The organism is Exiguobacterium sp. SH4S7, assembly GCF_004336795.1.
Lineage (GTDB): Bacteria > Bacillota > Bacilli > Exiguobacteriales > Exiguobacteriaceae > Exiguobacterium > Exiguobacterium aurantiacum_A.
On sequence record NZ_SJUT01000001.1, the window covers coordinates 117,307 to 132,008 of the forward strand.

General features: G+C 55.8%; 13 protein-coding genes. 4 read left to right on the forward strand and 9 right to left on the reverse strand.

Features of this window, described 5'->3' with window-relative positions:
* Positions 1-74: 74 nt before the first annotated feature.
* Positions 75-1,166 (reverse strand): DHHW family protein, encoded by a 1,092-nt coding sequence (locus EVJ29_RS00545; RefSeq protein WP_161567320.1) that lies wholly within the window; start codon positions 1,164-1,166, stop codon positions 75-77.
* A 301-nt stretch (positions 1,167-1,467) separates the two neighbouring features.
* Between EVJ29_RS00545 and EVJ29_RS00550 the strand changes: the two genes are divergently transcribed.
* The gene (locus tag EVJ29_RS00550) at positions 1,468-1,971 is read left to right on the forward strand and encodes a YdcF family protein (protein WP_131464196.1); all 504 of its coding nucleotides are present in this window, start codon (positions 1,468-1,470) and stop codon (positions 1,969-1,971) included.
* 10 nt (positions 1,972-1,981) lie between these two features.
* Here EVJ29_RS00550 and EVJ29_RS00555 read toward each other — a convergent pair whose 3' ends face one another.
* The 3 genes from EVJ29_RS00555 to EVJ29_RS00565 all read right to left on the reverse strand — a co-directional run bounded on the left by EVJ29_RS00555 (position 1,982) and on the right by EVJ29_RS00565 (position 5,428).
* On the reverse strand, positions 1,982-3,757 hold the full coding sequence (locus tag EVJ29_RS00555; RefSeq protein WP_131504584.1) for an acyltransferase family protein: 1,776 nt from the start codon (positions 3,755-3,757) through the stop codon (positions 1,982-1,984).
* Between the two features lie 172 nt (positions 3,758-3,929).
* Positions 3,930-5,114, reverse strand: a complete 1,185-nt coding sequence (chrA, locus tag EVJ29_RS00560) for a chromate efflux transporter (RefSeq protein WP_131504585.1) — start codon at positions 5,112-5,114, stop codon at positions 3,930-3,932.
* Positions 5,115-5,119: 5 nt separating this feature from the next.
* Complete coding sequence (locus EVJ29_RS00565) at positions 5,120-5,428, reverse strand: PadR family transcriptional regulator (RefSeq protein WP_131490335.1); 309 nt, start codon at positions 5,426-5,428, stop codon at positions 5,120-5,122.
* A gap of 202 nt (positions 5,429-5,630) precedes the next feature.
* Between EVJ29_RS00565 and EVJ29_RS00570 the strand changes: the two genes are divergently transcribed.
* Positions 5,631-8,315, forward strand: coding sequence for an HD domain-containing phosphohydrolase (locus EVJ29_RS00570; RefSeq protein ID WP_236633336.1), 2,685 nt, complete (start codon positions 5,631-5,633; stop codon positions 8,313-8,315).
* A 39-nt stretch (positions 8,316-8,354) separates the two neighbouring features.
* On the opposite strand, the gene EVJ29_RS00575 is transcribed toward EVJ29_RS00570, so the two are convergent.
* The 3 genes from EVJ29_RS00575 to EVJ29_RS00585 are packed head-to-tail and all read right to left on the reverse strand — an operon-like array spanning position 8,355 to position 11,519.
* Positions 8,355-9,455 (reverse strand): ABC transporter permease, encoded by a 1,101-nt coding sequence (locus EVJ29_RS00575; protein ID WP_131504586.1) that lies wholly within the window; start codon positions 9,453-9,455, stop codon positions 8,355-8,357.
* Positions 9,442-10,581, reverse strand: coding sequence for an ABC transporter permease (locus tag EVJ29_RS00580; RefSeq protein ID WP_236633337.1), 1,140 nt, complete (start codon positions 10,579-10,581; stop codon positions 9,442-9,444). The genes EVJ29_RS00575 and EVJ29_RS00580 overlap by 14 nt, the downstream gene beginning before the upstream one ends.
* A gap of 5 nt (positions 10,582-10,586) precedes the next feature.
* Positions 10,587-11,519: an ABC transporter ATP-binding protein gene (locus EVJ29_RS00585; RefSeq protein ID WP_070328545.1), complete on the reverse strand. Its 933-nt coding sequence runs from the start codon at positions 11,517-11,519 to the stop codon at positions 10,587-10,589.
* Between the two features lie 149 nt (positions 11,520-11,668).
* On the opposite strand from EVJ29_RS00585, the gene EVJ29_RS00590 reads away from it, so the two are divergent.
* Positions 11,669-12,067 carry a hypothetical protein gene (locus EVJ29_RS00590; RefSeq protein WP_070328546.1) on the forward strand — a complete coding sequence of 133 codons (399 nt, stop codon included), beginning with the start codon at positions 11,669-11,671 and terminating at the stop codon, positions 12,065-12,067.
* A 55-nt stretch (positions 12,068-12,122) separates the two neighbouring features.
* Positions 12,123-12,320, forward strand: a complete 198-nt coding sequence (locus EVJ29_RS00595) for a CsbD family protein (protein WP_071398105.1) — start codon at positions 12,123-12,125, stop codon at positions 12,318-12,320.
* A 38-nt stretch (positions 12,321-12,358) separates the two neighbouring features.
* Here the strand turns inward: EVJ29_RS00595 and EVJ29_RS00600 are convergent, their stop codons facing one another.
* Both EVJ29_RS00600 and EVJ29_RS00605 read right to left on the reverse strand, forming a co-directional pair.
* Positions 12,359-13,282: a CAP domain-containing protein gene (locus tag EVJ29_RS00600; protein ID WP_131490085.1), complete on the reverse strand. Its 924-nt coding sequence runs from the start codon at positions 13,280-13,282 to the stop codon at positions 12,359-12,361.
* A gap of 113 nt (positions 13,283-13,395) precedes the next feature.
* On the reverse strand, positions 13,396-14,631 hold the full coding sequence (locus EVJ29_RS00605) for an exo-beta-N-acetylmuramidase NamZ family protein (RefSeq protein ID WP_131504587.1): 1,236 nt from the start codon (positions 14,629-14,631) through the stop codon (positions 13,396-13,398).
* Positions 14,632-14,702: the final 71 nt, after the last annotated feature.

Here is a 14,702-nt window from a genome sequence, read left to right on the forward strand (position 1 = left end):
AAGCAACGGCTAGGAAGAGCGCACAACAAAGAGAGACGAATCATCCTATTCGGGATGATTCGTCTCTCTTTTGTTTACTCATTCAACTTGTCGTGATAGAGCGGGATGAACTCACCGAGGTTGACGTTGTGGATGAACAAGACGACGTCGATGTCGTTATCCTTCACATACGTTTCAATCGATGACTCATCGAAATGGCGGATATCGATGACCGACAGATGACCAAAATGTTCCGGCAACAGCGTTAGCATCGGATTTGCGTACGAATCTTTCAAGATGAGTGTCCGTGTATCATTCTTCGGTGCCTCTTGGTCCATTGTGATGATCGGCCAGTTACGGTGTAAGAAGAGCGAGTACATCTCCGTGTACGTCTCTTCTGATTTGAGCGGTTTTTTGTTGATCAAATTACCGTTACACGGTTCGGCCCGGTTGTAACAAATCGAACTTGGCGTGAATCCGGCCTTTGGTTCCATCCATTCGAACGTATCACCGTTTTTGACGTATTGGAGCGTTGTGCTACGGGCGTAAGAGCCGTAGTATGGGCGGTCGTGCGCCTTCGTCCGGAGTTCGCCTGGCTTGAGCGGATCACTGACTTCGGGATGTTTGGCAGCAATCTGCTTCACCGTTTGGACGTAAGCCAGATAAGCGCCGTTTATATTCCAGTGGTAGTCGGTCTTATAAAAGACGTCACTCAATTTGTCCGCCGTGTTCAGTGGCTTCCGGTAATCCATGACCGTCATTCCCTCGACCGTAGCCAAGCTGTCACGCGTTTCTTTAAAGATTGTTGGTGCCTCGTTGCCCATGTAGTCAGGCATGTTCGGTTCGACTTCGACCATCGAAGCTTTGTTCGGGGCAAGCCCGAAGTAGACATCGACGCCAGACGACTGCATCGACGTCGTGAACACCGACAGATCATCGAGGAGCATGTTCGTATCGATCGTCTCTTTCATGGGAGACTCCATCGTCCCGTCAGCCGAAACATAAATCCCATTCTTCACGGTCTGCCGGAACAAGTCTTTCGATAAAAACGCATGTAAGCTGATCCAGCTGTCACGATTAAAGACGTGATCGGTGACATACGTCTCGACGCTCTTCATATAGGCGCCGGACATGACGTTCTCGAACGTGAGGTCGGCGGTCGCTTTGGCGAGTTGGCGATTCTCCATGGCAGAGACTTCGCGTTTCTCCGAAGAGAGCGTCACATAGGCGCCGCCTATAAGAAAGGCTAAGAAGCCTATGATTAGCAAACTATGGAATACTCGTTTTGTAACGATATGTCGCGTCTCGTGCCGCTGTCGTGTGCTCCGAGGCGTAGGATTCAAGTTTTGCATTGTTGCGACTCCTTCAAATTCAAATTAATCCGATACTCATTCTACCATATATTTGCTTTACCTACTGTAACAAAAACGTATCAGTCAATCGAAGAAGCCGTTGATGCTATACTTGAAATCAAGGCAGGTGACCCCTATGCGACGACATCAAGCGGACGGTACGTACCGGTACGTCCTCATCTTAGGGGCGAAAGTGAACGGGACGGCACCGTCACGGGCGCTCCGAAACCGAATCGACGTGGCGGCTACATATGCGCACCAATATCCGCACGTCAAACTAATCGCCTCCGGCGGGCAAGGTCCGGACGAAGGGATGGCCGAGGGGCGCGTCATTGCCCGGGAATTGATCGACCGTGGCGTCGACCCGGGGCGCATTCACATCGAAGCTGACTCGACGTCGACGTACGAGAACTTTTTATTCAGCCGCGACGTGTGGGCAGGCGAGACGGGACTGACGGTCGTGACGAACGACTTCCATGTGCGCCGGGCCCGGCTCGTCGGGAGGCTCTACTTCGGGCTCAAGACGGACGCGCTCTATGCCCCGACGCCGGCTGCGGCGAAAGCGAAGTATGTCATCCGTGAACAGCTCGCCTATATCAAGCTGTTGATCAACTATATGCGCTGGAAGTGGCGCCCATGAAAACAAGGACTTAGCGGTTGCTAAGTCCTTGTTCGTCGTGACAGCCAATCTCTTCAGACAACAACTTTCCGAACGCCTCGGCGCCATCGATGTTCAAATGGACGCCGTCACTCTCAAAGTAGTCGGCTTTATCGGCGGACGCTTCATGCCAGTCGATGAGCGTGACGAAATCGTGCCGCTCGCTCGCGCGCTTGAGCAACTCGTTCACTTCGCGTTCCCACGGGCGCGGGACATGCGTATTGATGACGTACACGTGATCGGCTGATTCAAACATACCGATCAACGTGTCGAGCTGTTCCATCTTGAAAGCTCCGTTCGTCCCGAGATGGAGGAAGACGACATGGCCGGGGGCATCAAATTCACGATAGCCCGCGGCGACGTCTTGCGCGTCACGGACTTGGCGGCCGACTTCGGCGTCGATCGTCATGTTCGGGAACGTGGTACCGAGATACTCGTTCAAGCCGAGCAAGACCGAGTCGCCGATGGCAAGGGCGGGCGGACACGACTCGACCGGCCGTTCGGTCGTCGTTTCTTTTGGCTTCGGCTTCGGTGCTTTGACGACCGGGAGCTCGTGTTGCCGGTCCGAGTTATCCGTGAACGCGAGGATCGTCAAATTCCCGACGAGGACGAATGACAAGACCGTCGCGGTTGTGATCGCGAACAGTCGAGCCGGTTTGATGTTGCGAGTCGGGATCAGGTTGCGGATGACATGGCGGAACCCGTCGCGGCGAATCGGTGTCTCGACGTAGCGGTAAGACGCTTCAGCGATGAGCAGCGTGAGCATGGCTTGACCGAGTGCGAGAAGGGGATTGAACGAACCGATCCGCTCAAGCGGGGTCGTCAAGATGATGACCGGATAGTGCCATAAGTAGATGCCATACGTCCGTGTCCCGATCAACCGAAGCCAAGCGCTTCCAAACAGACGGGACCAGAGCGTCGACGGATGGGCCGTCGCGGCAATCAACACACCTGACGCCACGGCGACGAGCAAGAAACCTCCATAATAGAGGAACGCATCATAAGCGTTCGCTGTCATCATGACCGTGACGAGCGTTATGAGCGCTCCGGCGCCACCGACGTTCAAAATACGAAGACCGAGCGCTGGCATCTCGCGCTTGAACGCATCCGGACGCCAACCGAACGCGAGCAACGCCCCGATGAGGAGCGCGAACAGACGCGTGTCGGTACCGTAATAAACACGGCTCGGGTCGGTCCCGGGTGTGAAGCTGATTGCCATCCAAACGGTTGAAGCGAGTAAGACGATGCCGGTGAGCTGGAGGAAGCGTTTCTTCACGGTCAGCCCAAAGATCAACAGCAGCGGCCAGACCAAGTAGAACTGCTCCTCGATCGAGAGCGACCACAGGTTTTGGAGCGGTGACGGCTTGCCGAAACTCTCGAAGTACGAGACGTCGTGGAAGATATACCACCAGTTGTTCACGTAGGCGAGCGCGGCGAGCGTATCTTGGCGCACCGTATCGAGCAGTCCGCGCTCGAACAACGTGACGTACGCCATGACGACCGAGAGCATGAAGACGAGCGCCGGCAACAGGCGCCGGAACCGGGCGACATAGAATCGTTTTAAATTGATCCGTCCGTGTATTGCTTGCTCACGAAGTAAGATGCCGGTGATTAAATAACCGGACAGGACGAAGAATAAGTCGACGCCAAGGAAGCCGCCGGGTATGTATGGTGCGTTCAAATGAAAGAGTATGACTGCGAAAACGGCGAACGTGCGCAGGCCGTCGAGACCTGGCATATACGTTGTTTTATGATGTAAGGGCTGCATGACCCCACTTCCTTTCTCAAGTCCGAGCGGAACGTTTCCCTCTTTTGTAAAGGGATCCATACTCCAGTATAGCGAGCGCCAGACTTGAAAAAGTTTCAAATGATTAACATTTTAGCTTGCGAAGTGGAGAATAACAGGGAACAAAAAAAGGGACACGAAGTCCCTAGTCACGTTACAACATTCCGATAATCGTCCCGCCGATGACGCCAGCGATGACGAGTGCCCAAGGCGGGAGTTTCCAGTAGGCGATCATGACGAACAAGAGGGCGGCGAAGACGAAGTCGACGGCGCCGTTCACCGTGCTCGTGAAGATCGGCTGATAGAACGCGGCGATCAAAATCCCGACGACGGCCGCATTGACACCGATCAACGCACCTGCCACTTTCGGGTTGCGCCGGAGTGCGTCCCAAAACGGCAACGCCCCGAGGATGAGCAGGAACGCCGGCAAGAAGATGGCGAACGTCGCGAGCAGTCCGCCCGGGACACCGTTGATGACGGTCCCGAGGTACGATGCGAACGTGAACAGCGGACCCGGGACGGCTTGGGCCGCCCCGTAGCCGGCGAGGAACGCCTCTTCGCTCAAGAATCCGGCCGGGACGAGCTCGCGCTCGAGGAGTGGCAAGACGACGTGACCACCACCGAAGACGAGGGCACCGGCCCGGTAAAAGCTGTCGAACATGGCGAGCGACTGGCTTTCTATCGTCTCGCGCAAGAGCGGCAAGATGACGAGTAACGCTCCGAACAGACCGAGCAGCGTCGCCCCGAGCCGTTTCGAGAGCGGGAACGAGGCCGACTTGACGTCGAGGTTTTGCGGCTTGAACAGCAAGAATCCGGCGAGCGCGGCGAAGAGGATGACGAGCACTTGGCTATACGTCGTCTGCCAGAGGAGCACACCGGCGAGCGCGAAGAAGGCGATCGTCCGCGTCTTTGCGTCCGGTGTCAGTTTGCCGGCCATACCGAGAATGGCGTGGGCGACGATGGCGACGGCGACGACTTTCAAGCCATACAGCCAGCCCGCGTCCGAGACGTCGAGTCCTGAGACTAAAAGGGCGAACAAGATGAGGGCGATGACGGATGGTGCCGTGAAGCCGATGAACGAGGTGATACCGCCGAGGATACCGCCACGGACGATGCCGATGCCGATCCCGACTTGACTGCTCGCAGGGCCAGGTAAGAACTGACAGAGGGCGACGAGGTCGGCATACGTTCGCTCGTCCATCCATTTCCGACGCCTTACGTATTCCTCATGGAAGTAGCCGAGGTGGGCGACCGGTCCGCCGAACGACGTCAAGCCGAGCCGGGTTGATACGAATAAAATCTCCAGTAACGTCTTGAACGTCACACGTTGATTGGCCATTGGTTTCACTCCTTGATCTCTTTGAATAGTTCGTGCGCTTTTTGACGGGCTTCGGCCAAGACGACGAGCCCTTTTTCGGTCGTCGTATAGTTCTTGCGGATATGACCGTCGACCAACTCGTTCGTCCGAGTGAGCAGGCCGTCTTGTTCCATGCCGTGCAGGATCGGATAGAGCGTCCCGGCACTGATCGCGTAACCGTGCTCGCGCAGCTCTTCGACCATCCACGCCCCATAAACCGGGTGTTCGGACGCATGGTGCAAGATGTGGATATGAATAAAACCAAGAAACAGCTTACGAAGGACGCGGTCTTCCACTTGCTTCATCTCCTTGAAATCGATTTTCGATATCGGGTTTCGTAATCATACTAACAACGGGGAGCGAACCGTGCAACCTGTGAGGTGGGATTTACAAAAACTTAATGTGTGCACATTGGGAGGAATTGATTCGGAAAATATAGGGAATTCATCGAAAATGAGGTAAACTAAAATGTAGAAAAACAGCGTAGGAGGAAATGACGTGACAGAACGAGACAGCACCCATTATAGATCTTTGTTGCGCCATATGCCCCAAGGCTACGTCGAATTCAAAGTCATCTTCGACGGTGCCGGGGAGCCGGTCGATTATGAGTTTGTCGAAGTGAACGAAGCGTTCGAAAAGATGATGAAGGCGAAGCGCAAGCAGTTTCTCGGCGGACGCATCACCAAGCAGTTGAAAGACTTTGAATACAGCGAACGCGAATGGATCGTTCAAGTCGCGCGAGCGGTGAACAACGGCGAGACGATCAAGTTCGAACACTTCTCGCGCCGGAACAAAGCGTGGTATGAACTGTCCGTCTTCAGCGAACGACCAGGTTACGTCTCGACCTTGTTCCATGACATCACCCCGCACGTCCAAGAGAACAACGCCTTGAAACAACTCGTCAACGTGTCGCATCGCTTCGTCGCCACGGGCCGGGAACTGTTGATGAACCAACATTTCCTTGACCAGATCCGGGACTTCACCGGTGCGAAAGCGGTGACGCTCAACTTGGTGAATGACGATGGACAAACGTACTCGACGGTCGCGATCTCTGGAATCGACGAGCTGCTCGAACGCAGCTTGGATGTCCTCGGCTTCCACCCGGTCGGCAAGAAATGGCCGATGAGCCGGAAACGCATCGAGCTGTTGGAGTTGCCTAGTCCGATCATCTTGGACGAGATCGAACCACTCATGGACGGGGTGTTGCCGAAACGGCTCGTCAAAAACATTTTACGCATCTTCGACCTCGGGCAAGTCATCTTGTTCAAGATTGAAAAAGACGGCGTCTTTTACGGTGATTTGACGATTGTCATGCAAGGGAAGAAGCGGGCCGACCGTCTCGGTCTCGTCGAGCTGTACATCGTCCATATCCTCGAACAGATGACGAAAGTCGACCGTCAAGTCGGTGAGGCGAAAGAATCGATGTTTGAAGGGTTCGCCACCGTTGACCTCGAGTGCATCATGTCATTGACGACGCGAGACGTACTGCATTTGAATAAGGCGTGGGAGCGTGTGCTCGGCTTCCCAATCGAGTCACTCGAGAACATGGACTTCATCGGGCTCGTCCATCCTGACGATCAGGTGAAGACCGAAGCGGCCTTTAGTGAGCTCGATACGGCGCGTGAACTGTTCCGGTTCGTCAACCGCTTCCGGACGATCGATGGAGATTACCGCTCGATCGAATGGCATTGCAAAGTCCAAGGCAACTACATCTACGCCGTTGCCAAGGACGTGACCGAACGCGTCCAGCTCGAAGAGGAACTCGCTGAGCGCGACCGTCTGCTGACAAAGTTGTCCGACCAGGTCCCTGGCGCCATCTACCAGTTCGAGCTCCGGCCGGACGGGTCGTTCTACTTCCCGTTCTTCAGCCGTGGCTTTGAAGTGTTGACCGGGGTCACGGCGGACGAGGTGAAACGGGATGCGAATCTCGTCTTCTCAAAAATTCATCCGGACGATTATCCGCAAGTGATGGCGAGCATCCAAGAGTCATATCGTAGCTTGACGATTTGGGACGCCGAGTTCCGGGTGTATACGCCGGACGGGCGGACGAAGTGGATCCTCGGGTCGTCCCGTCCCGAGAAGCTCGCCGAGGGGCACGTGCTCTGGCACGGATACATCGGGGATGTGACCGAGAAGAAGACGTACGAGATGGAAATCGAGTATTTGAGTTATCACGACCAGTTGACCGGGGTGAAAAACCGCCGCTACTTCGACGAGGCGCTCGTCACGTTCGACGAGCCGGGCTATTACCCGCTCGCCCTCATCGTCGTCGACATCAACGGCCTGAAACTGACGAATGACGCGTTCGGCCACTTGGTCGGAGACCGTCTCTTGATTGAAGCGACGAATATTTTGAAGCGTGAAATCAGTGGTGTCGATACGGTCGCCCGGATCGGCGGTGACGAATTCGTGATCATCTTGCCGAATACGTCGTTATCTGATGCGCAGCAGTTGTCCAATCGACTGAGCCGTTTATTTCTTGAAAAATCGATTGAAGGGTTGCCGATCTCGGCATCGTTTGGAGAAGCGGTCAAAACCGACGGCGCACTGTCGATCATGGACGTGTTCAATTTGGCTGAAGACCAGATGTACCATCATAAAGTGTCCGAGAAGCAGAGCCGCCGCCATTCTTCGATTCAATTGATCATGCGGACGCTGTATGAGAAAATCCCGCGCGAAGAGGCGCACTCGCAGCGTGTCGCCGAGCTATCAGGTCAGCTTGGCGAGGCGATGAACTTGACGAGCAGTGACGTGAACGAGTTGAAGACGGCCGCCATCTTGCACGATATCGGTAAGGTCGCGATCAGTAATGAGATTCTCGACAAAACGGGTGCTTTGACCGAAGCTGAGTGGCGCGAGATCAAACGTCATCCCGAGGTGAGTTACAATATTTTGAGCACTGTCCCTGAGTACGGGACGCTGTCAGAGATTGTGCTGTCGCACCATGAGCGTTGGGACGGGAACGGTTATCCAAACGGCATAAGCGGATTTGATATTCCGCTCGCCTCCCGGATCATCGCGCTCGCCGACACGTTCGACGTCATGATGACGGGCCGACCGTACCGCCAAGCGAAGACGCTCGCCGAGGCGCTCGCCGTCATCGAACAAGAGGCAGGTCGTCAGTTCGACCCTGTGCTCGTCGAGGTGTTCTTCCAAAAGATTGTTCCGACGTTACAACGCTAAAAGGCGAGACGCTCTGATGAGTGTCTCGCCGTTTTTGTGTCATGTGAGAGGTCGTTTTTTCAACGCGAAGACGGTCGCCGCGAACACGATGAGCGCCATACCGACCATGACGAGGACAGACAGCGTCGGGAACCGATCGTCATACATGTTGGCAACCCCGCTATTGAACCAATAGGTCGGCAAGAAGCGTCCAACGAGCTGGAGCGACTCCGGGAGCCACGTCAAGCTGATAAAGGCGCCCCCGGTGATGGCGGCGGCCATCGTGACCGACGTCTGCCAAATGTTTGCCTTGTCCCGATTCGTCGCGAGGACCGCGATGAGTGAACCGATCGCGAGACAGACGAACAAATAGACGGTGAACAACAACGTGAGCACGGGGAGGTGAGCGATGATGTCTTGCCGATAGAGGACGGCGCTAAAGACGAGCAGCATGAGCACGTAGATGAGCCCGACGGCGCAAAATGATAAAAACAGCGACCCGACGTAGCGGCGCGGCGTGACCGGTGCCGCGAACAAGCGCGAGTAAATCAATTCATCCCGGTCGTCGGCGACAAAAAGCGGAATGAACTGGAGGAACGCCGACATCATGACGAACGACAACAGCCCGAGGAACGCCTGTGTCCGCGCGGTCGTGCCGACACTTTCTTGGAACGGCTCGCTCGAGAGCGTGTAACCGTTCATTGTCTCCGCTTCCGCCAACTCGAGGAATCGCCCTTCGTCAAACTCACTCGCCGCGAGCAGTTGCCGCTCGCGGGAAAGGTGGGAGTTGAGCGCCTGTTCGATCAAGGCGGCGTCACTCCCTTCGGTCGCGCTGAACGAGAGCCGCGGAATGTCGCCGGCGAACAAGTCTTCCGTAAAACCGTCCGGGATCGTTAAGACGATATCTTGTCCTTCGAGCAGCGCCTCGTCGGCCTCGTCCGTCTCAAGCGGTGTCACCGAACCGAACCGGCCCGCCTCTTCGATGACCCGGCCCGACAACGAGCCGCCGTCACGGTCGAGAATACCGATCGAGACGTTCAAAGCAGACGTCGAGTTGAGGAACGACAGGACGAGGGCGAATCCGAACACGGATACGAACGTGAACACCCATAACCCTTTTCTTCGGAGCATCCGTTTGGCGACATGCCTAAACAAGACCACGGCGGCTCACTCCTTTCCACAACAGCAGGCTGATCACGGTGAAGACGGCGACGTGCAGGGCGAGCCAACCGAGACCTTGCCAAAACAAGGTGACGTCCCCGCCCCGGAGCAGCACTTGGAGGATGCCGTCGCGCATAAAGATCGGCATGAACACGTACTTCGCCCACGGTGCGACGCTCAGCGTCACTTGGTCGAATCCAGGGACGTAGCCCCCGGAGAGGATCATGATGATGGCGACGCTACCGTTGACGATCGCGTCTTTCGTACTTCGCGTGACGCGAGGCAGACTGGCGATTATAAATCCGAACGCGGTGCCGTAAAGGGCAAGTGCGACCCAGGCGAGAAACAACAGTCCGAAGTGGACGTAGTCGAGCGAGAAGCTTCGGTAGACGAAATGGCTGAACCAAAAGACGAGCACGAGCTGCAGGAAGATGAGCACGTAACGGCTGAACGTGCGAGCGAGCCGGTAGTCGATTGTCTTGACCGGAGCGGCCTGGATCCGGAGATAGCTGCCTTTCATCGGCTGTTCCTCACTGAGCATGCCCGTGATATAGAAGGCGCCGAATAAGGCGGTCATGATCGAAATCGTGACCGTGAAGTATTCGAGCGAGGTCGGGGTGCGGCCCGACAAGTCGACGCTCTCGCTGTCGATGAACGTCTCCGGCTCGAACGGGACGGCGACGCCTGACTCGGCGAGCATGATCTGTTGATTGGCGACGTCGGTATATTGCCGGATGACCGCCTCGAGCACATCGAACTCGATCGTCGTCGGTTCTTCATACAAGAGACGCACGTTCGACCCGTCGAGGTGCAAGATGACGTCGGCATCGCCGTCGTTGACGCCACGTTCGGCAGCGGCGACGCTGTCGTACGGGACGAGGTTGACGAACGCCTTGATGTCATCGTCGGCGAGGAACGTCTCGAGCGGGACGCGATAGTCGTCGGTCGACTGCTCGACATAAGCGACGTCTGTGACCGGGAGTGAGAAGTCGTTACTGAAAATGGCAGACAGCATCGTGCCGAGCCCGAAGATGAGGATGATCGGGAACAGCAACATCCAAAACAAGGTCGAGCGGTCGCGCAGTTGTTGTTTGACATCGTATTTGATGAACGTCCACGTCTTCATGACCGTCACTCCCTTAGCGTCTTGCCGGTCAAGGCCAGGAAGACGGTATTCAAGGACGGGCGGTCGACAGTGATCGACGTGAACCGGACCTTCGCGTCGTGGAGCACGTCGAGGAGCGGGGCGAGCGGCGTGTCTTTCTCGAGCGACACCTCGATGTACGGCTCATGATACTCGACTTTCTTTACTTGACTGAGTGCGCCGAGCCGTTCGATGAGCCCTGGCGTCAAGGCATCAACTTTGATGCGGGCCGTCTCGAGCGTCATGACTTGGTCTTTCAACTCGTCTTGCGTCCCTTCGGCGATGATCTTCCCTTCGTCGACGATGGCGACGCGGTCGCACAGCATCTCGACTTCCTCCATGTAGTGGGACGTATAGATGATCGTCGCCCCGCGCCGGTTCAACTCACGGATGTTCTCGAGGATCGTGTTCCGCGACTGCGGGTCGATGGCGACGGTCGGTTCGTCCATAAAGATGAGCTCCGGTTCATGGACGATGCCGCAGGCGATATTTAAACGACGCAGCAGCCCTCCGGACAGTTCCGGCGGACGTTTCTTTTGGTGAGCGGTCAGCTCGACGAAGTCGAGGGCGGCCTCGGTCTTTTGTTTCGCCTCGGCCGGCTTGAAGCCATAAAGTTCGGCGAAAAATTGGATGTTCTCGAACACGGTCAGCTGGTCATATACGGAAACGTGCTGCGGGACGATGCCGACGCGTTGCTTGATCGCCTGTTCGTCTTTCGGCATGACGCGGTCAAAGATACGGATCGTACCACTGTCGGCAGGATATAGGTTGAGCATGACGGAGATGGCGGTCGTCTTGCCGGCCCCGTTCGGACCGAGCAGACCGAACAGTTCGCCTGCTTCGACGTGGAGCGAGAAGTCGTTCAAGGCGATCGTCTCCCCGAAACGCTTCGTGACATGGTCGAGTGCGATGATGGACACGTGGACGCAACCCCTTTCAGATGGACGGACAGAAAAAGAGCATACAGAGATTTGTTCCCGTTTGCAGGGATTTTGAACGTGTTGGCGAATCAATTTGTTATAGTCCGATTATTCAGACAATTATAAAAAGAGGGAAGTAGGGATTGAGTATGAAAGGGTGGCAGTTCAACAAAGGAGAAGCGGGTGAAAAATTTCCTGACGAGATGGCGTGGGCGTTATTTTGCACGGTCGAGCCGAAGCGGATGGATGCGACGCTCCCGTTTTATTATGACGAGTCGGTGTTCCGCTTCACGAACGGGAAAGAGTCGTTCTATTTTAAAGTCTCCCCGAGCTACCACGAGTTCGAGGTGAACGTCAAAGGCGAGACGGGCGAACTGCTCTACTATCAACTGCTCCGCACCGTCAGCAAAGTCGAAGTGCTCGAAGACCGGCGCGACCATGGGGAGCTTTTAATCGTCATGACCGAGGACCGGACTCGGACCGTGACGACGATCGAGCTGACCGTCCGGCCGCGGTTTCGTGTGCTCGTCAAAGAGCACTATGTTTGAGTTTTCTTCAGAGTGGTACATTGTTTAGACACGATACCACGAGGAGGAGATTCATATGAAAGACGGACTAAACAAAAAAGTCGACGGATTCATCGATAAAGCGGCCGGAAAAGCGAAAGAAGCAGTCGGCAAATCGTCGGACAACCAGTCGCTCAAACGTGAAGGTCAAAAGGATCAAGTCAAAGGTACGGCAAAAGAGAAGACGGGCCAAGCCCAACAAAATCTCGAAAGCTTGAAAGACGAGCGCCGCTAATCAAAATGGAGGACCGCCATGGGGCGATCCTCCATTTTTCATTTCGTCAAAAACACTTGGACATGAATCGTCGAGCCTTGTGCGTTTTTCGCTGTGCCGACCCCGAGATGCGTGAAGCGGCCGTTCAAGATGTTGGCGCGGTGCCCGCTCGAGTTCATCCAAGCGTCGACCGCTTGGCCAGGGTCACTCGACCCCATATAAATATTCTCGCCCCAGCCACGATAGCTGACGTTGTAGGCGTCGAGCGTGTCACCCGGGCTGCCGTTCTCACGGAGTTGGTGCGAGAATTGACCGGTCCGTGCCATCTCATCGGCCCGGACTTGGGCGACGCGGTTCGCTTCGCTCGAGGCGGCGAGCGTTGTCAGGCCAGCCGCTTGGCGCTCTTTGTTCGTCTCGCTCAAGACGCCGCTCGCGGGAGCGGTGAACGTGACGTGTTTCGCCATGATGTAACCGGTCTTCGTACCACTCGTCGCCTTATACCAACGTGTCGAGCCGGTATAACGGTACGAGCTCGTCTCGAGCTTTACACCTTGGCGGAGGAAAGCGACGTTCGAAGACGTCGTGAGCGGTCGTGATTTCAAATAGACGCTCGACGGGGCGACGTAAGCCGTTTTCTTGAACGCGACTTCCGCCGTCGATAGTTTGACGTAAGCGGCCGGGACGTAGGCGACGCCAGCCCCCCATTTAATCTTGTACCACTTTGATCCGCCGACGGTGAACGACGTCCGGATGGTCATCGTGCCGTAACGCTTGATTGAGCCGAGTCGTGCTGCTGAAAGCGACGGCGTTTTGCGGACCGGGAGCTGGCTGATGCCCGTGACCGAACCTTTCGTGTTGATTGCTGTTTCTGTATACGCCGCTTGGACGGTGGCCTGTTCGAGCGGGAGCGAAGCCGTCGACGGGGTGAACGTGAGCGCCGCGGCGAGTGCGCTTGATACGAGGATGGTAGTTGGTTTTTTCAAGAGGGAAGTCTCCTTTTCCGATAATATAACCATATAATATATTGAATAGGGCAATAGTGGGTATTACCATTGGATTACAAATAAGGGCAGACTCAAAAGAGCCTGCCTTCGTTTCATTTATACAGAAGATAATCTTTACGAATCGGTAAGAACGCGTCGCGCTCGGCGTCGACTTTATCCATGATCGCCTCAAGCGACTCTCCGTCGAGGATCATGTCCTTCAAGTAGGCGTTTCCGGTCAGCTTCGTAATGAAGTCGTTCGCGAGGAACTCGAAGTCGTCCGGGTACAAGTCGTGCGCCACTTTCAACATGGCGATGCCGGTCTTGACCGCTTCGAACTTCGTCGGTTCGGTGACGTACACTTCGACGCCATGCGATAGCTTGCCCGCATTCTTCGAGAACGTCGGTGTGAACGAGGCGGCGCGGAACGTGACACCTGAAAGGTCGAGCGCGTTCAGCCTCTTGGCGTACTCGTGCGCGTTGATGTACGGGGCGCCGATCAATTCAAACGGTTTCGTCGTGCCGCGCCCTTCGGACAGGTTCGTTCCTTCGAACAGTCCGGTCGCCGGATAGACGTTGACCGTGTCGGTCGTCGGCATGTTCGGTGACGGCATGACGAACGGGAGGCCTGTATCTTCGTACAGCATCGAGCGTTTCCAGCCTTTCATCTTGACGACTTCGAGGTCAGCTTGAAGTTGGTATTCACGGTTGAACAGGCGAGCGAGTTCGCCGACGGTCATGCCGTGTTTGAGCGGGATCGGGTACAAACCGATGAAGCTTGAATAAGCCGGATCGAGCACCGGTCCTTCGACGCGGAGGCCGCCTTGCGGGTTCGGCCGGTCGAGGACGACGAACGGGATGTCGTTCTCGGCCGCAGCTTCCATCGCGTACGCCATCGTGTAGATGTACGTGTAGTAACGGGTGCCGACGTCTTGAATATCGAAGACGAGCACGTCGACGTCTTTGAGCATCTCAGGCGTCGGTTTTTTCGTTGCCCCGTACAGGCTATACACCGGAAGACCGGTCACGTCGTCGATATACGAGCTGATCGTCGAGCCGGCCTGGGCATCACCACGGACACCGTGCTCCGGTCCGTACAGTGCCGTGAGTTCAAAGTCGTCGGAGTTGTGGAACAAGTCGACGATGCTCGTCATGTTGGCATCGACACCGGTCGGGTTCGTGATCAGCCCGACGCGTTTACCGGCGAGCAGTTCCGGGTCGTCCATCAACCGGTCGACCCCGAGCTCGACTTTCGGTTTCTTCGGTTTAGACTTGGCATCGGCGTCGAGCAAGACGACAGACGATGTGACGAGCGTCAGGGCAGCGAGGCCACCAATCCATTTCTTCATAAGAGTTCCTCCTTTAGAAAATGTAAGCGCTTTAACTATTATCCAGAGTGTAGCACTTTGTATTTTTAATT